Annotated in this window: 12 protein-coding genes, 3 rRNA genes and 3 riboswitches; all 15 genes read left to right on the top strand. The window is 39.4% G+C overall.

Annotated elements, in window-relative coordinates:
* Positions 1–20: 20 nt before the first annotated feature.
* Entirely contained in the window at positions 21–575 is a 555-nt protein-coding gene (locus tag I5776_RS19485) for a cysteine hydrolase family protein (protein ID WP_202778162.1), read from the top strand.
* 22 nt (positions 576–597) lie between these two features.
* Positions 598–2,064, top strand: a complete 1,467-nt coding sequence (locus I5776_RS19480; RefSeq protein WP_202778161.1) for a nicotinate phosphoribosyltransferase — start codon at positions 598–600, stop codon at positions 2,062–2,064.
* A gap of 58 nt (positions 2,065–2,122) precedes the next feature.
* A complete protein-coding gene (gene nadE / locus I5776_RS19475; RefSeq protein ID WP_246484024.1) occupies positions 2,123–2,917 on the top strand; it encodes an NAD(+) synthase in 795 nt (264 codons plus the stop codon).
* 370 nt (positions 2,918–3,287) lie between these two features.
* Entirely contained in the window at positions 3,288–4,244 is a 957-nt protein-coding gene (locus I5776_RS19465; protein ID WP_202778158.1) for an AAA family ATPase, read from the top strand.
* A complete protein-coding gene (locus I5776_RS19460) occupies positions 4,244–5,437 on the top strand; it encodes a DUF58 domain-containing protein (RefSeq protein ID WP_202778157.1) in 1,194 nt (397 codons plus the stop codon). The genes I5776_RS19465 and I5776_RS19460 overlap by 1 nt, the downstream gene beginning before the upstream one ends.
* Complete coding sequence (locus I5776_RS19455) at positions 5,434–7,695, top strand: transglutaminase TgpA family protein (protein WP_202778156.1); 2,262 nt, start codon at positions 5,434–5,436, stop codon at positions 7,693–7,695. The genes I5776_RS19460 and I5776_RS19455 overlap by 4 nt, the downstream gene beginning before the upstream one ends.
* Positions 7,696–7,724: 29 nt before the next feature.
* Positions 7,725–7,826: riboswitch (purine riboswitch) on the top strand.
* A gap of 178 nt (positions 7,827–8,004) precedes the next feature.
* Positions 8,005–9,546: a glutamine-hydrolyzing GMP synthase gene (guaA, locus tag I5776_RS19450; protein ID WP_202778155.1), complete on the top strand. Its 1,542-nt coding sequence runs from the start codon at positions 8,005–8,007 to the stop codon at positions 9,544–9,546.
* Between the two features lie 124 nt (positions 9,547–9,670).
* Positions 9,671–9,773: riboswitch (purine riboswitch) on the top strand.
* A gap of 115 nt (positions 9,774–9,888) precedes the next feature.
* Complete coding sequence (locus tag I5776_RS19445; protein ID WP_202778154.1) at positions 9,889–11,223, top strand: NCS2 family permease; 1,335 nt, start codon at positions 9,889–9,891, stop codon at positions 11,221–11,223.
* 109 nt (positions 11,224–11,332) lie between these two features.
* A complete protein-coding gene (gene glcT, locus I5776_RS19440) occupies positions 11,333–12,175 on the top strand; it encodes a glucose PTS transporter transcription antiterminator GlcT (protein ID WP_202778153.1) in 843 nt (280 codons plus the stop codon).
* A gap of 185 nt (positions 12,176–12,360) precedes the next feature.
* Positions 12,361–14,439 (top strand): glucose-specific PTS transporter subunit IIBC, encoded by a 2,079-nt coding sequence (gene ptsG / locus I5776_RS19435; protein ID WP_202778152.1) that lies wholly within the window; start codon positions 12,361–12,363, stop codon positions 14,437–14,439.
* An 834-nt stretch (positions 14,440–15,273) separates the two neighbouring features.
* Positions 15,274–16,827, top strand: a 16S ribosomal RNA gene (locus I5776_RS19430).
* Positions 16,828–17,050: 223 nt separating this feature from the next.
* Positions 17,051–19,993 (top strand): 23S ribosomal RNA (locus tag I5776_RS19425).
* Between the two features lie 74 nt (positions 19,994–20,067).
* Positions 20,068–20,184 (top strand): 5S ribosomal RNA (gene rrf, locus I5776_RS19420).
* Together the 16S, 23S and 5S rRNA genes form the textbook arrangement of a ribosomal RNA operon.
* A gap of 467 nt (positions 20,185–20,651) precedes the next feature.
* Positions 20,652–21,197 (top strand): DUF2179 domain-containing protein, encoded by a 546-nt coding sequence (locus I5776_RS19415; RefSeq protein WP_213085685.1) that lies wholly within the window; start codon positions 20,652–20,654, stop codon positions 21,195–21,197.
* Positions 21,190–21,384 (top strand): NETI motif-containing protein, encoded by a 195-nt coding sequence (locus tag I5776_RS19410; protein WP_202778151.1) that lies wholly within the window; start codon positions 21,190–21,192, stop codon positions 21,382–21,384. Before I5776_RS19415 ends, I5776_RS19410 begins: the two co-directional genes overlap by 8 nt.
* A gap of 81 nt (positions 21,385–21,465) precedes the next feature.
* A riboswitch (purine riboswitch) is annotated at positions 21,466–21,566 on the top strand.
* Positions 21,567–21,651 lie beyond the last annotated feature (85 nt).

Raw genomic sequence — 21,651 nt, 5'->3', positions numbered from 1 at the left:
CCAAGAGGGGGAGTTTTGTGATGACTAAAAAAGCATTAATTAATATCGACTATACATATGATTTTATTGCAGATGCTGGTAAGTTAACATGTGGGAAACCTGGTCAGGAAATTGAAAATACGATTATACAGCTAACTAGCGATTTTATTCTATCGGGTGATTATGTTGTTTTTGCGATCGATTGTCATCAAGAAGAAGACACACTCCATCCAGAGGCAAAATTATTTCCACCGCATAATATAGTAGGAACGCCAGGACGTCAATTATTCGGAGCTTTGCAGAGTTTGTATGAACAACATAAAAATGACGAAAATGTACATTATATGGATAAAACACGTTATAGCGCGTTTGCAGGAACGGATTTGGATATAAAGTTAAGAGAGCGTGGAATTGAAGAAATACATCTTTGTGGAGTTTGTACGGATATATGTGTATTGCATACAGCTGTAGATGCTTATAATAAAGGATACAAAATAGTTGTTCATGGGAACGCTGTAGCGAGCTTTAATGAAACAGGCCATCAATGGGCATTAGAACATTTTAAAAATACATTGGGTGCGAAGGTACTCTTTTAGGGTAAATAAGGAGTGGGGTTAAATGGTAAAGCAATATAAGGACGATGGGTTTGCACTTCATACCGATCTTTATCAAATCAATATGGCAAAAACATATTGGGATGACGGAATTCATGAACGAAAAGCGGTGTTTGAAGTTTTTTTCAGGAAGCTTCCTTTTGATAATGGGTATGCAGTATATGCCGGTTTAGAACGAATTGTTGAATACTTACGTGACTTTCATTTTTCCGAGACTGATATTCAATATTTACGTGAAGAGTTGAACTATGATGAAGAATTTTTACAATATTTAAGCGAAATGCGTTTTACAGGAACCGTTCGGTCGATGAAAGAAGGAGAAATTGTTTTTGATAATGAACCATTAATTCATGTCGAAGCACCTTTAGCTCAAGCGCAAATAATTGAAACGGCCTTGCTTAATATTGTGAATTACCAAACATTGATTGCGACCAAAGCAGCGAGAATTAAAAATGTAGTCGGTGACCAAATATTAATGGAATTTGGTACACGTAGAGCACACGAAATGGATGCTGCGGTGTGGGGAACAAGAGCTGCCTTCATCGGCGGGTTTGATTCAACAAGTAATGTTCGAGCAGGTAAACGATTTGGAATCCCTGTGTCCGGTACCCATGCCCATGCGATGGTACAAGCATATCGTGATGATTATACCGCCTTTCATAAATATGCAGAAAGCCATCGGGATTGTGTATTCCTTGTGGATACATATGATACGTTGAAATCCGGTGTCCCGGCAGCAATACAAGTTGCAAAAGAATTAGGAAATAAAATTAATTTTATTGGCATTCGATTAGATAGTGGAGACATGGCGTTCTTATCAAAAGCCGCACGAAAAATGTTAGATCAAGCAGGATTCCCAAATGCGAAGATTGTTGCATCAAGCGATTTAGACGAGTATACGATACTCCATATGAAGTCCCAAGGTGCAAAAATTGATATGTGGGGAGTAGGGACAAAGTTAATCACTGCTTTTGAGCAGCCAGCATTAGGAGCGGTTTATAAAATGGTTTCAATTGAAGACGAAAATGGAGTAATGCAAGATACTATTAAAATATCTTCAAATGCGCAAAAAGTAACGACACCCGGATTAAAAAAGGTTTATCGAATTATTAATACAAAGACGTATAAATCAGAAGGTGACTATATTGCCATGCAGGATGAGGATCCACAATCCCAAGAAAAGTTAAAAATGTTCCATCCTGTGCACACTTATATAAGTAAAACCGTGACCGATTTTGAAGCGAAAGATTTACAACATGATATTTTCGTAAATGGAGAATTAGTCTATCGATTACCGGATTTAAAAGAAATCCAAGGATATACGAAAGAAAGCTTAGGATTACTCTGGGAGGAATATAAACGCTCACTTAATCCACATGAATATCCGGTTGATCTTAGCCAAAAGTGTTGGGATAACAAAATTAAAAATATTGAAGACGTTCGAGAAAAGATTGCTCATATGAAAAAATAAAAACGGAGATGGAGGTAATGCGAAAGTGGATGGACTACAAAGAAGAATTGTTGAAAATATGAAAGTGAGTCCTACGATAGATGCCCGTGAGGAAATCCGAAAGAGTGTAGATTTCCTTAAAAGTTATTTAGCGAAGTATCCCTTTTTTAAAGGATTTGTCCTGGGAATATCAGGAGGGCAAGATTCTACTTTAACAGGGAAACTTGCACAATTAGCTATCAACGAAATGAGAGAAGAAACTGGCAATAATGAGTATAAATTTATTGCTGTCCGCCTTCCGTATGGTGTCCAAAAGGATGCAGCGGATGTGGATGATGCCATTGCATTTATCGATCCAACCCACGCATTAACAGTAAACATAAAAGCTGCTGTCGATGCAAGTGAAGCTTCATTGAAAGAAGCAGGTATTACATTATCAGACTTTGCAAAAGGAAATGAAAAGGCAAGAGAGCGGATGAAGGCGCAGTATAGTATTGCTGCTATGGAGAATTGTGTTGTTCTTGGTACCGATCATTCAGCTGAAAATCTTACAGGATTTTATACAAAATATGGAGACGGTGGAGCGGACCTCGTACCTATCTTTCGTTTAAATAAGCGACAAGGTAGAATGCTGCTCAAAGAATTAGGATGCCCAGAGCATTTATACTTAAAAACACCAACAGCTGACCTTGAAGATGAACGACCACAATTGTCAGATGAAAGTGCACTAGGCGTCACCTATGACGAAATTGATGATTACTTAGAAGGAAAAAAAGTTTCAGAGCAAGCCCAACAAACCATTGAAAAACTCTATCAAAAATCCGAACATAAACGACACATGCCAATCACCATCTTTGATGATTTCTGGAAGTAAAAAGAGTCCTAAGGGGGCTCTTTTTATTATAATAGGCTCTTTTAAAAAAATGTTTTTTTAACAGTGTTAAGAGCACAGAGTGGATTGGAGCGGAAGGTGCGAGACTCCTGCGGGATCAGCTGGACAGATGAGACCCCGCAGGAAGCGAAGCGACGAGGAGGCTCATCGCCAGCCCCGCGGAAAGCGAGTACCTGCAGCGGAAAGGAACGGACATTGTTTATTCTCAAAAACAATCTTATAAAAAAAGGAAAAAATCTAGGAATTTTTTCTTTCAACCCTTTTTCTTCGTCCCAATTCATAGTATGCTAAAAATAATAAGAAATTTTAAAATTTTCCAGACTACTTTAATAGAGATACTAGGGGGATTCGAATGAAAGACACCATTTTTCATCCACAATTAAAGCAAGTTTTAAATAATATCGAAAAAGTAATGATCGGCAAATCAGATATAGCGGAACTAAGCCTTGTTGCACTGTTAGCTGAGGGACATGTTTTATTAGAAGATGTACCAGGAGTCGGGAAAACGATGATGGTAAGAGCATTGGCAAAATCGGTTAATGCCAAATTTAAGAGAATCCAATTTACACCAGACTTATTACCATCCGATGTAATTGGAGTATCGATATATAATCCGAAAGAACTAGAATTCCAATATAGACCGGGACCAATTATGGGGAATATTATCCTAGCTGATGAAATAAATCGTACATCTCCGAAAACACAATCCGCATTACTTGAGGGAATGGAGGAAAGTAGTGTTACAGTAGACGGAAATACCAGACAATTGGACCGACCTTTTTTCGTTATGGCAACACAAAACCCGATTGAATATGAAGGTACATACCCTCTTCCGGAGGCTCAACTAGACAGGTTTCTGTTAAAGATGAAAATGGGATATCCAAATATAAATGAAGAAATAGAAATACTAAATCGAACGCAAAAACAAGCTCCAATCGATCGTTTAGATTCGGTAATTACCCTTTCCGAATTGGTAGAGCTACAAGATCAGGTGAAAGAAGTGTATGTTGATCAAACACTCAAACAATATATTGTAGAATTAGCGCATTACACGAGAAATCATACGAATGTTTACCTAGGTGTAAGTCCTCGTGGATCAATTGCATTAATGAAAGCATCACAAGCATATGCGTTATTACATGGAAGGGATTTTATTATCCCTGATGACGTTCAATATTTGGCTCCATTCGTATTTTCGCATCGAATTATTATAAAATCCGAAGTCAAATATGGCGGTAAAACAGCGGAAGATATCGTAAAGGAAGTTATTAAATTTGTACAGGTTCCCGTTCAAAGGGCAGTGAGATAATGATGAAAACAAAAATAAAAACATGGGGAAAGTTAATTCTTCTCATTATTTTTCTTTTATTAACTTTTTCATATGCCATGTTTCAAGGTGGATTTGTTAGCTGGTTTTTATTTTTTAGCTTTGTACCATTCGCTCTGTATGCTCTATGCATTGCTTTTTATCCTTTAAGTGATTTAGTTATAGAAAGAACGTTTAACAAAGATACCTATTTGGATGGAGAGAATCTTAATATAATCATTAAAATAGATAGAAAATATTCATTCCCGCTCTTTTTTCTTATCATCAAAAATACTTCAAGTCTTTCTAAAGAGAACGGGAAACACATTATATTCCCTGGTTTCAAAAAGCATATTCAACTTGAGTATAGCATGCCAAACTTACCGAGAGGTGAACACCATTTCGATAAAATATTGATTAAAATTGGTGATCCTATTGGGTTATTTGAGAAGGAAAAAGATTATTCATCGGAAAAAATCATTCTTGTTTATCCATCCTATGTAGATATGATTTATCGCTCTTTAGAAAGTCGATACGAGCAAGGAGCTACAGCGTCCCAAATTAAAATTCAAAATGATACAACAATGGTTGCAGGAATACGAAATTATGAACCGGGAGATCGTTTCACATGGATTGATTGGAAGGCGACTGCAAGAATGAATGAGATGAAAACAAAAGAATTTGAAGAACGCCAATCGAATGATGTATCCATCATTTTAGATCGTTCTCCCTCTTCATCGTTTGAGGAATGTGTGAAATTTTCCGCATCAATCATTCGCACGATTATTCATCATGGTGGTCAAATAGGATTTTACTCTATTGGACAGGAGCGCACCATTTTCCCAATCAGGGGAGGGGAGGAGTATAGACAGCAACTATTCCATCATTTAGCCAAAGTCAAGGCGGATAGTAATGTTCATATTTCTGCTATTTTGGATGGGGAATCAGCATTCTATCAACGATCAGCGTCTTTATTAATTATCACTTCTAACTTAACACAGGCGTTAGTTGAAATGGTAAAGAAGCATGTGCAGAGAACTGGAACCGTGATTATTTTTGTAGTAAAAAATGATATTGAACCATTTCTTGATGACGAGTACCAATTAAGTTCTATCGCTGCACGTTACGGAGTGTTTGTAAACTTTCTGCATGAAAAGGACTTCCGTTCGGCTTTAACAGGGGTGAAACAAAGATGAAATTAAAGGAAAACAATAAGAGCCTTTCATTTATTCTATATCTTTTTAGTTTTTTTCTTTTACTGGAATGGATCTATCCTTTAAAGGAAGTTGCAAATACGGGAAATACATCTTTGTTTATTATATTTATAATCCTTTCATTTATTTTGTATTTATTTAACGCTCCATTCTTCCCAGTGATCGTTCTAAAAATCATTTTTATATCCTTTTCGTTACACCATATTTTCTTTGACAAACCGATTTTTGGGATTGAGTGGGTAAGTATTTTGTTAGCTGATATCGTGAAAAATATCGGTCTTTTATTCGCCAGAAATTGGGGAGAACTCACTAATGAGTTTAGGACCCTGCTGTTTTTTATTTTATTATGGTTAATTATGTATCTGTTAAGATATTGGGTGATCGTAAGGAGAAATGTGTTTCTATTTTTTGTAATGACCATTGTTTACATAACGGTCCTTGATACATTTACTCCATATAATAGTGAGTTTGCGATTGTAAGAACGGTTGTTTTTGGATTTGTTCTATTAGGTATGTTATTTTTTCAACGTTTTGTCGAAAGAGAGAATGTACAGTCTACCCGTAAGTTAATGACAAAATGGATGATCCCTTTATCAGTAATGATTATTGGCAGTATATTCATCGCTCTTATTGCACCTAAAGCCTCTCCGATATGGCCAGATCCCGTTCCTTATTTAAAATCCTATGCAGGAGCGGACAATAATGGAAACAAAGAAGGAATCGGATCGGGAGTTAAAAAAGTCGGCTATCGTGAGGATGATTCTGAGTTGGGAGGACCATTTGAAGGTGATGATACGGTTGTTTTTAATGTTGTAACAGAATCGCGTCAATATTGGAGGATGGAAACAAAAGACTTATACACAGGGAAAGGATGGAAAACATCTAAACCGGATACAACGTCATCCTATCAACAATATGATAAGCTTCCAATCTCTCTAAATGAGGGAATTGACTCTCTTTCTATTAAAAATAGTACGGCAGAAGACGAAAAGAAATTTAAATCGGCCTATATTACAATGGAACAACGAAGCCCGAATTTTGTTCATACGTATGGCTTTACAAATATACTATTCGAACGACCATCCAGCAGCGAAAAATCGGATAATGATGATGCATTTTTGGTAAATGATACAACTGAGAAAATCACGGCCATTCAATATAATGAACCATTCTTTGTAAGAGAATACAATATTATTTATCAACTACAAAGATATAGCATAAAAAAAATGAGTCAAGTAACTGGCGAGAATGTTCAATTTGATCCACGTTATATTCAGTTACCAGAAAAGTTTCCAAAACGAATAACGGATCTTGCGATAAAATTAACAAAAGATAAAAAGAATTGGTACGATAAAACAAAAGCAATTGAAGGATATTTACAATCCGGCAAATATAAATATGATCAGAAAAAAGTGGGCATTCCAAAAGAGAATCAAGATTATGTAGATCAATTTCTATTTGAAACATTACGAGGATACTGCGATAATTTCTCTACTTCTATGGTTACAATGCTTCGATCTATTGGAATACCATCAAGATGGGTAAAGGGATACTCATCAGGTGACTATCAGGGGTCGGAAGGTGTTTCACGAAATATATATAAAGTAACGAATAATAATGCACATTCATGGGTCGAAGTCTTTTTTCCGAAAGTTGGCTGGGTGCCTTTTGAGCCAACGATGGGCTTTATTAATAATTCCGTATTTAATAACGATCTGACTACTAAGTCACAGGCTGCATCTACTACACCAAAAGAGGAAGAAAAAGTTACAAAGAAACCACAGAAAGAGCTAGATTCAGATAGTGAAAAAGCAAGCTCAGACGGGTTTTCATTCGCGAATTTGTGGAAAAAAACAACCCAGTTTTTACATGACCATTGGTTGTTCATTGTTTTCAGTATTATCATAACTTCGCTAATTTCCGGTTTGATCTTTATAAAGCGTAGTAAATGGTTACCTTATATTCTTATTTGGAAATACCGCGCAAGAAATGACACCGAAACGTTCTCAAAAGCTTATTTATCACTTTTAAAACAGCTAGAGAGATTTGGGTTGCAAAAAGAAACAGGTCAAACCTTGAGGGAATACGCAAGAAATGTGGATGATTATTTTGGAACACAGACCATGCATCAATTGACCGAGCAATATGAGAGAAATATTTATCGAGGAGAAAATATCACTGCTGATTGGGAACAGACACGAGAATTGTGGGAAAATTTAATCAAAAAGACAACGGGTTGACCGTATGTTTAATCAGGTATAAAATGATGACAATTAAAAAAATAGTGCTTCATATAATTTTGGTAATAAGGTCCAAAAGTCTCTACTAAATCACCGTGAATGATTTAACTATGAAGGCAGTGTGATTCTATTGATTGTCATCATTATTTAGTATAATGGTGTAATTAACAGTGCTTTTAAACTAGAATTCTGCCTTCTTAATTTATTTGAGGTGGAGTTCTAGTTTTTTTTTCAATCGAATTGTTGATATAGTTTCCTTAATCATAGGGGAAAGTATGACTAAGAAAAAACTCAATTGGGGGAATAAATATGCCTGAAGTAACACAAGAAATGATTGTTGTACTTGATTTTGGTAGTCAATACAATCAATTAATTACAAGAAGAATCCGTGAATTTGGTGTGTATAGTGAACTACACCCACATACAATCACAGTAGAAGAAATCAAAAAGATGAACCCAAAAGGCATTATTTTCTCGGGTGGGCCTAATAGTGTATATGATGAAAATTCCTTCCGATGTGATGAAGCAATTTTCGATTTAGGAATCCCGGTATTTGGCATTTGCTACGGTATGCAGCTAATGACCAAACATTTTGGTGGAAAAGTAGAGCCTGCTAGCCATAGAGAATATGGTAAAGCAAAAATCAATGTTCAACCATCTGCTGGACTATTTAAAGATCTTCCAAACGAACAAGTTGTATGGATGAGCCACGGGGATTTAGTAACGGAAACACCTAAAGATTTTGTTGTTGATGCAGTCAGCCCATCATGTCCAATTGCAGCTATGAGTAATAAGAGTCGTTCTCTATATGCTGTGCAATTTCATCCGGAAGTTCAACATTCACAATACGGAAATGATATATTAAAGAACTTTGTATTTGATGTATGTGATTGTTCGGCGGATTGGTCCATGGAAAACTTTATTGAAATCGAAATAGAAAAAATCCGTGAAACAGTAGGAGATAAGAAAGTTCTTTGCGCACTGAGCGGCGGAGTTGATTCTTCTGTAGTGGCCGTTCTTATCCATAAAGCAATAGGTGATCAATTAACATGTATTTTTGTTGATCATGGCTTATTGCGTAAAGGTGAAGCAGAAGGTGTTATGAAAACTTTCGCAGATGGATTCCATATGAATGTTATTAAAGTCGATGCGAAAGACCGTTTCATGAGCAAGCTCGAAGGAGTTTCTGACCCAGAGAAAAAACGCAAAATTATCGGTAATGAATTTATATATGTATTTGATGATGAAGCGACGAAACTGGAAGGTATTGATTTCTTAGCTCAAGGTACTTTGTATACAGATATTATCGAAAGTGGGACAGCTACTGCACAAACAATCAAGTCACATCATAATGTCGGCGGACTTCCTGAAGATATGCAATTTACGTTGATTGAACCGTTAAATACATTATTTAAAGACGAGGTACGCGCACTTGGTACAGAATTAGGAATTCCTGATGAAATCGTCTGGAGACAACCATTCCCAGGTCCTGGTTTAGGTATTCGTGTTCTTGGAGCGATTTCTGAAGAAAAGTTAGAAATTGTTCGTGAATCCGATTATATTTTACGGGAAGAAATTAAAAAGGCGGGTCTTGATCGAGAAGTATGGCAATATTTCACCGTGCTTCCTGACATTCGCAGTGTAGGAGTTATGGGGGACACAAGAACGTATGATTACACAATTGGTATTCGCGCAGTTACTTCAATCGATGGAATGACATCCGATTGGGCACGCATTCCATGGGATGTGCTAGAACTAATTTCAACACGTATCGTCAATGAAGTTAACCATATAAATCGTGTAGTGTATGATATTACATCTAAGCCACCTGCAACTATTGAGTGGGAATAGTAAGAACAAGTGCCTTATTTAGCCTTCCAAGTCTAGTTGTGAGAAAACACGAACATTCGGATGGAAATATTTAAAAATATTCGTTTTTGTGTTGACTAGTGCTTTAAAACTATTTAAACTATAAATATAAATTAAATAGTAACATCGTATAATTTCGGGGATATGGCCTGATAAGTTTCTACCAAGCTGCCGTAAATAGCTTGACTACGAGGTTGTAAGATATAGGTGTGGAATCTCAACGCTTTCTGCCTATAATTTTTTCACAACCTTAAGGTCAACGCTCCGAACAAATTGGTTCGGAGCGTTTTTTATTTCCGTTATCTATCGATGGGGGGAGAGACAATGAAAAAATATTTTCAATTTGATGAACTAGGGACGAATTATCGACGTGAGATCATTGGTGGAATTACAACATTTTTATCAATGGCATATATTCTTATCTTAAATCCGTTAACATTGTCATTATCTTCTGTAAAAGATTTTCCCGATGCTTTGCGTATGGATTCTGGAGCTGTATTTGTGGCAACAGCACTTGCAGCTGCTGTAGGTACATTAATCATGGCGTTTTTAGCGAAATATCCAATCGCACTTGCACCAGGCGTTGGATTAAATGCGTTTTTTGCTTATACAGTCATATTGACACTTGGTATGTCTTGGCAACAAGCATTGACTGGTGTTTTGTTTTCAGGAATTATTTTTGTCATTTTAACTTTATTCGGGTTTCGTGAAAAAATCATTAATGCCATTCCTGTTGAATTAAAATTAGCAGTGGGTGCGGGAATTGGCTTGTTCATTACTTTTATTGGGCTTCGTAATGCAGAAATTATTGTTGATAATGATGCTACATTAGTTGGACTTGGGGATTTAACGAATGGAAATACGCTTTTAGCTATTTTCGGAATTGTTATCACGATTATCATGATGACAAGAGGATGGAAAGGTGCTATTTTTATCGGAATGCTTTTAACAACAGTGGCTGGAATGATTGTAGGATTAATAGATGTGCCACATAAAATTGTTGGTGCTGTACCAAGTATTGCCCCAACCTTTGGAGCACCATTTGAAACATTATTTCACCACACTAGCGATCTTTTTACCGTTAAAATGTTAGTAGTCGTTTTAACTTTCTTATTTGTAGATTTCTTTGATACGGCGGGCACGATGGTGGCGGTTGCTAATCAAGCGGGATTAATGAAAAATAATAAATTACCTCGAGCAGGGAGAGCATTATTTGCTGATTCTTCTGCAACTGTTATTGGCTCCATCTTAGGAACGTCAACAACAACTGCATATATCGAGTCGACTGCTGGAGTTGCAGCTGGTGCAAGAACAGGGTTTGCAAGTGTAATTACTGCAGTATTATTTTTACTTTCTTTATTCTTTTTCCCGGTTTTAGGTGTTATCACTTCTCCTGTAACAGCACCTGCTTTGATTGTAGTCGGAGTTTTAATGGTATCATCACTAAACGAAATTGACTGGAAAAAGTTTGAAATTGCTGTCCCGGCATTTTTTACAATCATTATGATGCCATTGACCTATTCGATAGCAACAGGAATTGGAATCGGCTTTATCTTCTACCCAATTACTATGCTACTTAAAGGGAGATGGAAAGAGATTCATCCGGTGATGTATGTTTTCTTTTTTATCTTTATCCTGTATTTTATTTTTATTTTGTAAAATTCAGAGAGCCTCTTGGGGCTCTCTTTTGTTCTTGATTGATATCCCTTTATATTTTCGGTAAACTAAAGTCATCATGACGGAATCTGTCGAACTTTAGGAGAATATTATGGAAGCGTTTGAAGTTATAAAAGTTCTTAATAATAATGTAGTTATTGCTTCTAATTCAAAATATGAGGAAGTCGTACTAATTGGTAAAGGAATAGGTTTTAATCGGAAAAAGGGGGATTCCATTACTAAGCGAGAAGCGGAAAAACTTTTTGTATTAAAAGGTGAAGTGGAACAAATTCAATATAAGAAGCTTCTTCCATTTATTGATGAGGATACACTTGAAGTAATCATATCCGCTATCGAGTTAATACGCAAACGTACGGAAGCTTATTTGGATGAGCATATCCATATTGCATTAACGGATCATATACTTTTCGCAATTAATCGTTTAATGAAAGGTATGGCCATTAAAAATCCATTTAATTCTGAAACTAAAGTGTTGTATCCAGATGAATATGTCATTGCTCGTGAAGTAGTGGAAATGATTAATGATACAACTAATATTCAGCTCCCAGAAGGAGAAATTGGTTTCATTGCTTTGCATATTCATAGTGCAGTGACAAATAAAAATTTATCGGAGATAAATCAATATTCACAATTAATCTCTAAATTAATTGCTACAATCGAGGAGCAATTTGGAATTAAATTAAATAAGGATGAAGTAAACTATATGAGACTGGTTCGCCACTTAAGATATACAATTGATCGCGTGTTAACCGGAGAAAAAGTGAATGAGCCAGAAAAAATAACCTCCTTCTTGAAACAGGAATATCCTTTGTGCTATAATCTTGCTTGGAAACTTATTAAGATTATGCAACAAACATTGAAGAGACCAGTATTTGATGCGGAAGCAGTTTATCTAACGATGCATTTACAGCGCATTCAAAATAAAATAAAGTAATCATACTTTTATACGTGTTACTGATTCGATCAGGCATGAGTAAAGAAGATAATTGAAATGAGGATTTTTGGGGAATATATTCCTATACTCATTTCTATCTTTTTTACTTATGCCTTTTTTTATTGGTTATTTCAATTGTTGAGAGCATGTCCATAAGGTTACAAAAATAAAAAGGGGGATATACAATGTTTAAAAAAATCTTTGGTGTTTTGCAAAAAGTTGGTAAAGCATTAATGCTGCCAGTAGCTATTTTGCCTGCTGCGGGTATTTTATTAGCAGTCGGTACAGCGCTTACGAATCCAACTTTAGTGGATATAGCACCATTTTTGGATGCCTCATGGGTTAAGCATGTTGCCGACGTAATGGCCAAAGCGGGAGGTATTGTTTTTGATAACCTTGCCTTGCTTTTTGCAGTAGGTGTTGCTGTTGGTTTAACAGGCGGTGAAGGTGTAGCTGGTTTGGCCGCAATTGTAGGCTATCTAATTATGAATGTAACGATGGGTGTCGCTAAGGGAATAGGTATGACAGATGTCATTGGTGAACATGTGAATCCCGCGCACGCACTCGTGTTGGGTATTCCGACTTTGCAGACAGGGGTATTTGGCGGTATTATTGTCGGATTGATTGCAGCATATATGTACAATAAGTTTTTCGAAATTGAATTGCCATCATACTTAGGTTTCTTTGCTGGTAAACGTTTTGTTCCGATTGTAACTGCTGCATCTGCGGTAATATTGGGATTAATCATGATTATTATTTGGCCGCCGGTTCAACACGGTCTAAATGCATTCTCTAATTATATGTTAGGATCACAACAAACATTAGCAGCCTTTATATTCGGAGTGATTGAACGTTCATTGATTCCATTTGGATTGCATCACATTTTCTATGCGCCGTTTTGGTTTGAATTTGGTTCATACACAACGCATGCAGGAAATGTTGTTCATGGAGACCAAACGATTTTTATGAAACAAATTCAAGATGGAGTTCAAAATTTAACCGCAGGTACATTCCAAGTTGGTAAGTATCCGTTTATGATGTTTGGACTTCCAGCGGCAGCTTTAGCGATTTATCATGAAGCCCGTCCAGAAAAGAAGAAATTCGTAGCTGGTATTATGGGTTCTGCCGCACTTACCTCTTTTCTAACAGGTATTACTGAACCACTTGAGTTCTCATTCTTATTCGTGGCACCAGTTCTATTCGGTATTCATGCAATTTTTGCCGGATTATCCTTTATGACAATGCATTTATTAAATGTGAAAATTGGGATGACATTCTCCGGAGGATTAATCGACTTTCTTCTATTTGGTGTATTAAATAAACAAACTCACTGGTGGTGGGTTATTCCAGTAGGTTTAGTCTTTGCTGTAATTTATTACTTTGGATTCCGTTTTGCAATCCGCAAATTTAATTTAAAAACTCCTGGTCGGGAAGATCCTGAAGATGAATCCACCGATGAGTCAGCGGGGCAACCAACGAATGATTTACCATATGACATTTTAGAGGCGATGGGTGGACAAGAAAACATTTCTAATTTAGATGCGTGTATCACTCGTCTTCGTGTTCAAGTAAACGATGTTAAAAATGTTGATAAAAATCGATTGAAAAAACTTGGGGCAGCAGGTGTACTTGAAGTTGGTAATAATATTCAGGCAATCTTTGGTCCTAAATCGGATACTATTAAGTCTCAAATGAAAGATATTATGTCCGGAAAAAGACCCCGTAAAGCAATAACTGATCCAGATAGAGAAGTACAACAACAAATCGAAGAAGTGCAACCGGATGTTCTCCAATCTAACGTGAAAGATAATAATGAAGAAATTGTATCACCAGCTAAAGGTGAGCTAAAGCCAATTACCGAAGTGCCGGATCAAGTATTTTCAGGTAAAATGATGGGAGATGGCTTTGCAATCCTACCTATGGAAGGATTAATTGCATCACCTGTGAACGGGAAAATAGTAAATGTGTTCCCGACTAAACATGCACTAGGCATCATGTCTGACGGTGGCAGAGAAATCTTAATCCATGTTGGAATTGATACGGTAAATCTAAAAGGTGAAGGGTTTGAGACACTAGTTAATGAAGGTGATCGTGTAGAAGCAGGACAACCATTATTAAAAGTGGACCTTGAATTCCTAAAAGAAAAAGTTCCTTCTATTATGACCCCAATTGTATTCACTAACCTTAATGAAGGTGAACAAGTCGTATTAGAAAAAGAAGGATTAGTTGAAATAAAGGAAAGTAATATCGTATCAATTAAATAAAACAGTTATTATGACGCCACCCCCTATTCGGGGTTGGCTATTTCTATAATTATGGATTGTAGTTTCATTAATACCTTCCTATGAAATGGAGGATGAGACGTAACTTTGTACTGAAGGATGAGAAATTGACAAAGTGCTAAGACATATAAGTATGAGGTAGAAGATTGAATTAGATGGTGAAAGAAGTGCCTCATAGGGGGAGTATGAGGTAGATCAATGGATAAAAAGGTGGGAGAAGTGCTTCAAAGTGGAAGTATGAGGTAGAAGATCCGATAAATAGATGAAGGAAGTGCTTCAAAGAAGGCGAATGAGGAGGACCTTATTAAAATAAAAATACTTAATGAATTTCCTCCACCTTCATTTATCTATAGTGTATGAATTTTGCTTCTTGCAATAAAAGTTCTTTTAATAAGATTGCTAAGTAAAATAAAAAAACTAAATCTCTTACAAAAGAGAGTAGAATAAGTAAATTGTGTTGTATGAAAGATAACCAAGCCATTGAATCCTTAATTTCTTATTTTAAATTATTGGGTTAAATTACCATGTATAATCTATTGACCTTATTTAAAATGGGTGATAATATATAAAAACCGGTTAAGATAACCGGAAAATAAAATAACAAAATTTGTTGACAACATCCTGTTCAGATGATATTATATTAAATGTCGCTTCTGAGAGAGAAAAAGAAAATCAAAAAAGTTGTTGACATCACTGTTTTAAAATGATAGACTTATAAAGTTGCTTCTTGATAAGGAAGTAATAAGTGATCTTTGAAAACTGAACAAAACGAAACGTCAATTAATTTATTTTTAAACTAGAGCTATATCAAACATCTTTTTGGAGAGTTTGATCCTGGCTCAGGACGAACGCTGGCGGCGTGCCTAATACATGCAAGTCGAGCGAATCTTTGTGGGAGCTTGCTCCTACGATGATTAGCGGCGGACGGGTGAGTAACACGTGGGTAACCTGCCTGTAAGACTGGGATAACTCCGGGAAACCGGGGCTAATACCGGATAACTTTTTCCTTCGCATGAAGGAGAATTGAAAGATGGCTTTGGCTATCACTTACAGATGGACCCGCGGCGCATTAGCTAGTTGGTGAGGTAACGGCTCACCAAGGCGACGATGCGTAGCCGACTTGAGAGGGTGATCGGCCACACTGGGACTGAGACACGGCCCAGACTCCTACGGGAGGCAGCAGTAGGGAATCTTCCGCAATGGACGAAAGTCTGACGGAGCAACGCCGCGTGAGTGATGAAGGTTTTCGGATCGTAAAACTCTGTTGTTAGGGAAGAACAAGTATCGTTCGAATAGGGCGGTACCTTGACGGTACCTAACCAGAAAGCCACGGCTAACTACGTGCCAGCAGCCGCGGTAATACGTAGGTGGCAAGCGTTGTCCGGAATTATTGGGCGTAAAGCGCGCGCAGGCGGTTTCTTAAGTCTGATGTGAAAGCCCACGGCTCAACCGTGGAGGGTCATTGGAAACTGGGAGACTTGAGTGCAGAAGAGAAGAGCGGAATTCCACGTGTAGCGGTGAAATGCGTAGAGATGTGGAGGAACACCAGTGGCGAAGGCGGCTCTTTGGTCTGTAACTGACGCTGAGGCGCGAAAGCGTGGGGAGCGAACAGGATTAGATACCCTGGTAGTCCACGCCGTAAACGATGAGTGCTAAGTGTTAGAGGGTTTCCGCCCTTTAGTGCTGCAGCTAACGCATTAAGCACTCCGCCTGGGGAGTACGGCCGCAAGGCTGAAACTCAAAGGAATTGACGGGGGCCCGCACAAGCGGTGGAGCATGTGGTTTAATTCGAAGCAACGCGAAGAACCTTACCAGGTCTTGACATCCTCTTGACCTCCCTAGAGATAGGGATTTCCCTTCGGGGACAAGAGTGACAGGTGGTGCATGGTTGTCGTCAGCTCGTGTCGTGAGATGTTGGGTTAAGTCCCGCAACGAGCGCAACCCTTGACCTTAGTTGCCAGCATTTAGTTGGGCACTCTAAGGTGACTGCCGGTGACAAACCGGAGGAAGGTGGGGATGACGTCAAATCATCATGCCCCTTATGACCTGGGCTACACACGTGCTACAATGGATGGTACAAAGGGTTGCTAGACCGCGAGGTTACGCCAATCCCATAAAACCATTCTCAGTTCGGATTGTAGGCTGCAACTCGCCTACATGAAGCCGGAATCGCTAGTAATCGCGGATCAGCATGCCGCGGTGAATACGTTCCCGGTGCCTACACACACCGCCCGTCACACCACGAGAGTTTGTAACACCCGAAGTCGGTGAGGTAACCTTTGGAGCCAGCCGCCGAAGGTGGGACAGATGATTGGGGTGAAGTCGTAACAAGGTAGCCGTATCGGAAGGTGCGGCTGGATCACCTCCTTTCTAAGGAATATGGAAGACCACTGACGTGGTTACAAAAAAGACGTTTTCGTTTTGTTCAGTTTTGAGAGGTTAATTCCTTTCAAACTAATAGAGGTGAATTAGAAGTTTATTATTCGCCGAATTGTTCTTTGAAAACTAGATAATATGAGAAATAACCAAGTAATAACCGAGAATCGCCACTTTATGGATGAATCCATTAAGTAAGTAATAAACAACCTTTTTAGGTTAAGTTAGTAAGGGCGCACGGTGAATGCCTTGGCACTAGGAGCCGATGAAGGACGGGACTAACACCGATATGCTTCGGGGAGCTGTAAGCAAGCTTTGATCCGGAGATTTCCGAATGGGGGAACCCACTGCCCGTAATGGGGTAGTATCCTTACTTGAATACATAGAGTATGGAAGGCAGACCCGGGGAACTGAAACATCTAAGTACCCGGAGGAAGAGAAAGCAAACGCGATTTCCTGAGTAGCGGCGAGCGAAACGGAAGAAGCCCAAACCAAGAGGCTTGCCTCTTGGGGTTGTAGGACACTCTATACGGAGTTACAAAGGAACGGAGTAAATGAAGAGGTCTGGAAAGGCCCGTCAAAGAAGGTAACAACCCTGTAGTTGAAACTTCGTTCCCCCTCCAGAGTGGATCCTGAGTACGGCGGGACACGTGAAATCCCGTCGGAAGCAGGGAGGACCATCTCCCAAGGCTAAATACTCCCTAGTGACCGATAGTGAACCAGTACCGTGAGGGAAAGGTGAAAAGCACCCCGGGAGGGGAGTGAAAGAGAACCTGAAACCGTGTGCCTACAAGTAGTTAGAGCTCTATGCATTTATGCAGAGTGATAGCGTGCCTTTTGTAGAATGAACCGGCGAGTTACGATTTCAAGCGAGGTTAAGCTGAAGAGGCGGAGCCGCAGCGAAAGCGAGTCTTAATAGGGCGAATGAGTTTGAGGTCGTAGACCCGAAACCAGGTGATCTACCCATGTCCAGGGTGAAGGTAAGGTAACACTTACTGGAGGCCCGAACCCACGCACGTTGAAAAGTGCGGGGATGAGGTGTGGGTAGCGGAGAAATTCCAATCGAACTTGGAGATAGCTGGTTCTCTCCGAAATAGCTTTAGGGCTAGCCTTAAGGTAAGAGTCTTGGAGGTAGAGCACTGTTTGGACTAGGAATTTCATCGGGTTACCGAATTCAGACAAACTCCGAATGCCAATGACTTATCCTTAGGAGTCAGACTGCGAGTGATAAGATCCGTAGTCAAAAGGGAAACAGCCCAGACCACCAGCTAAGGTCCCAAAGTATACGTTAAGTGGAAAAGGATGTGGAGTTGCTTAGACAACCAGGATGTTGGCTTAGAAGCAGCCACCATTTAAAGAGTGCGTAATAGCTCACTGGTCGAGTGACTCTGCGCCGAAAATGTACCGGGGCTAAACGTATCACCGAAGCTGTGGATGGACACCGTCTGGTGTCCGTGGTAGGAGAGCGTTCTAAGGGCTGAGAAGCTAGACCGTAAGGACTGGTGGAGCGCTTAGAAGTGAGAATGCCGGTATGAGTAGCGAAAGAAGGGTGAGAATCCCTTCCACCGAATGCCTAAGGTTTCCTGAGGAAGGCTCGTCCGCTCAGGGTTAGTCGGGACCTAAGCCGAGGCCGAAAGGCGTAGGCGATGGACAACAGGTTGATATTCCTGTACCACCTCTTCACCGTTTGAACGATGGGGGGGACGCAGGAGGATAGGGTAAGCGCGCTGCTGGAATAGCGCGTCCAAGCAGTTAGAGGGGTGACGAGGCAAATCCCGTCACCATGTACCTTGAGCTGTGATGGCGAGGGAAATATAGTACCGAAGTTCCTGATTCCACACTGCCTAGAAAATCCTCTAGTGAGGTGAAAGGTGCCCGTACCGCAAACCGACACAGGTAGGCGAGGAGAGAATCCTAAGGTGAGCGAGAGAACTCTCGTTAAGGAACTCGGCAAAATGACCCCGTAACTTCGGGAGAAGGGGTGCTCTGTTAGGGTGCAAGCCCGAGAGAGCCGCAGTGAATAGGCCCAGGCGACTGTTTAGCAAAAACACAGGTCTCTGCGAAGCCGCAAGGCGAAGTATAGGGGCTGACGCCTGCCCGGTGCTGGAAGGTTAAGAGGAGAGGTTAGCGCAAGCGAAGCTTTGAATTGAAGCCCCAGTAAACGGCGGCCGTAACTATAACGGTCCTAAGGTAGCGAAATTCCTTGTCAGGTAAGTTCTGACCCGCACGAAAGGCGCAACGATCTGGGCACTGTCTCAACGAGAGACTCGGTGAAATTATAGTACCTGTGAAGATGCAGGTTACCCGCGACAGGACGGAAAGACCCCGTGGAGCTTTACTGCAGCCTGATATTGAATTTTGGTACAGCTTGTACAGGATAGGTAGGAGCCTTTGAAGCCGGAGCGCCAGCTTCGGTGGAGGCGTCGGTGGGATACTACCCTGGCTGTATTGAAATTCTAACCCGCACCCCTGATCGGGGTGGGAGACAGTGTCAGGCGGGCAGTTTGACTGGGGCGGTCGCCTCCTAAAAGGTAACGGAGGCGCCCAAAGGTTCCCTCAGAATGGTTGGAAATCATTCGCAGAGTGTAAAGGCACAAGGGAGCTTGACTGCGAGACCTACAAGTCGAGCAGGGACGAAAGTCGGGCTTAGTGATCCGGTGGTTCCGCATGGAAGGGCCATCGCTCAACGGATAAAAGCTACCCCGGGGATAACAGGCTTATCTCCCCCAAGAGTCCACATCGACGGGGAGGTTTGGCACCTCGATGTCGGCTCATCGCATCCTGGGGCTGTAGTCGGTCCCAAGGGTTGGGCTGTTCGCCCATTAAAGCGGTACGCGAGCTGGGTTCAGAACGTCGTGAGACAGTTCGGTCCCTATCCGTCGTGGGCGTAGGAAATTTGAGAGGAGCTGTCCTTAGTACGAGAGGACCGGGATGGACGCACCGCTGGTGTACCAGTTGTCTTGCCAAAGGCATCGCTGGGTAGCTATGTGCGGAAGGGATAAGTGCTGAAAGCATCTAAGCATGAAGCCCCCCTCAAGATGAGATTTCCCTTAGTTTATCTAAATAAGACCCCTGAAAGATGATCAGGTTGATAGGTTCGAGGTGGAAGTGTGGCGACACATGGAGCTGACGAATACTAATCGGTCGAAGACTTATCCTAATTTGATTTGACGTTATTATGAAGTATTTCTCATCTATCTAGTTTTGAGGGAACAATCCCTTAAATTTTTATAGTCTGGTAATTATGGCGAGAAGGTCACACCCGTTCCCATCCCGAACACGGAAGTTAAGCTTCTCAGCGCCGATGGTAGTTGGGGGCTCTCCCCCTGCAAGAGTAGGACGTTGCCAGGCAAATGAAACACGGAGTGTATGCTCCGTGTTTTTTTGTTTTTATATGTAAAAAGCAATAAAAAGACAGTCCTTGATAAAACAATTTGCAAAAATAAAAAGACCAATCAAAAAAGGCTGTGAACCAATCGAACAAGTAAAAAGACCAATCAAAAAAGGATAGAAACCAATCAAAAAATGAACAAAACTATTCAAACGAAAACGAACCATTCAAAAAAGGCAGCGAACCAATCGAAAAAATAATAAAACCAATCAAAAATAATTGCAAACCACTCAAGCTAGGCGTGGAACCATTCAAGTCACAATAAACCCCAAACCCCAGTACGTGTAATCTTCAATATTATCATTCATCACATAGGTCAATGTATAACCGGATAAATTTCAAACAAAAATAATTCCAAAAAACTTGTTTGTTAAAAGCAATTTAGGAAAAACATAAAGAAAGGATATTTAATAAAGGAGTGCTTAATTTGCTTCAAAACAGCGTTATGATGGTAATTATTATATTAATTATAAATATTATCTACGTTTCATTTTTTACGATTCGAATGATTTTAACTTTAAAGGGGTACCGCTATGTTGCGGCCTTTGTAAGTATGATTGAAATTGTTATTTATGTGATGGGGCTGGGACTAGTACTTGATAATTTAAATCATATTCAAAATGTCATAGCCTATGCGGTGGGTTATGGGATTGGTGTCATTGTAGGTATGAAGATTGAAGAAAAGTTAGCATTAGGCTATATAACGGTAAATGTAATAACAAAGGAATATGATAAGGATTTGCCCAAACAGTTAAGAGCAAGTGGGTATGGGGTAACAAATTGGGCAGCAAATGGTCTTGAAGGAGATCGAATGGCTTTGCAAATATTAACTCCAAGAAAATATGAACTGAAGCTATATCAAAAAATAAAAGAACTAGACCCTAAAGCATTTATCATTGCATATGAACCGAAAACAATATATGGTGGATTTTGGGTGAAAAATGTGAAAAGAGGTAAGTTGAAACATGAGTAAAAAAAAGCAATTTGAAGTGTTAGAAAATGAAACAATAGCCGATTGTTTAGCACGAATGGATGAGGAGGGGTATCGTCCAATCCGAAGAACCGAAAAGCCAATTTTTAAAGAGGTGCTAAAAAATAATCAACCAGAATATCAACCCGTCAGCAGAAAAATAATATTTGACGCACTAAAGATTGAGTAAAACACGAACATTAATTATACCAAAATCCCAAATGTTCGATTTTTAGTTGACATGTAAAAAGCCTATTGTTAAGATGTAATTGTCGAAGATAAATACAACTCTCATATATAATGGGAATATGGCCCATACGTTTCTACCCAATTACCGTAAATGATTGGACTATGAGAGAAAGTGGATTTTGGGAATTATTTTCCGTTTATTTGTGTTGTTTTTCCCCAGATGAGCTGCTTTCTCTTAAGGAATGCAGTTTATCTGGTTTTTTGCTTT

Source organism: Heyndrickxia vini, assembly GCF_016772275.1.
GTDB lineage: Bacteria > Bacillota > Bacilli > Bacillales > Bacillaceae_C > Heyndrickxia > Heyndrickxia vini.
Note: the sequence above shows the minus strand (reverse complement) of the source record. Positions and strands in the feature narration are given on the sequence as shown.

Excerpts from the sequence above, each read along its gene's own strand:
- guaA (WP_202778155.1), top strand. The coding sequence starts at position 8,005 with ATGCCTGAAGTAACACAAGAAATGATTGTTGTACTTGATTTTGGTAGT.
- nadE (WP_246484024.1), top strand. The coding sequence starts at position 2,123 with ATGAAAGTGAGTCCTACGATAGATGCCCGTGAGGAAATCCGAAAGAGT.
- I5776_RS19460 (WP_202778157.1), top strand. The coding sequence starts at position 4,244 with ATGATGAAAACAAAAATAAAAACATGGGGAAAGTTAATTCTTCTCATT.
- glcT (WP_202778153.1), top strand. The coding sequence starts at position 11,333 with ATGGAAGCGTTTGAAGTTATAAAAGTTCTTAATAATAATGTAGTTATT.
- I5776_RS19485 (WP_202778162.1), top strand. The coding sequence starts at position 21 with ATGACTAAAAAAGCATTAATTAATATCGACTATACATATGATTTTATT.
- I5776_RS19465 (WP_202778158.1), top strand. The coding sequence starts at position 3,288 with ATGAAAGACACCATTTTTCATCCACAATTAAAGCAAGTTTTAAATAAT.
- I5776_RS19455 (WP_202778156.1), top strand. The coding sequence starts at position 5,434 with ATGAAATTAAAGGAAAACAATAAGAGCCTTTCATTTATTCTATATCTT.
- ptsG (WP_202778152.1), top strand. The coding sequence starts at position 12,361 with ATGTTTAAAAAAATCTTTGGTGTTTTGCAAAAAGTTGGTAAAGCATTA.
- I5776_RS19445 (WP_202778154.1), top strand. The coding sequence starts at position 9,889 with ATGAAAAAATATTTTCAATTTGATGAACTAGGGACGAATTATCGACGT.
- I5776_RS19410 (WP_202778151.1), top strand. The coding sequence starts at position 21,190 with ATGAGTAAAAAAAAGCAATTTGAAGTGTTAGAAAATGAAACAATAGCC.
- I5776_RS19480 (WP_202778161.1), top strand. The coding sequence starts at position 598 with ATGGTAAAGCAATATAAGGACGATGGGTTTGCACTTCATACCGATCTT.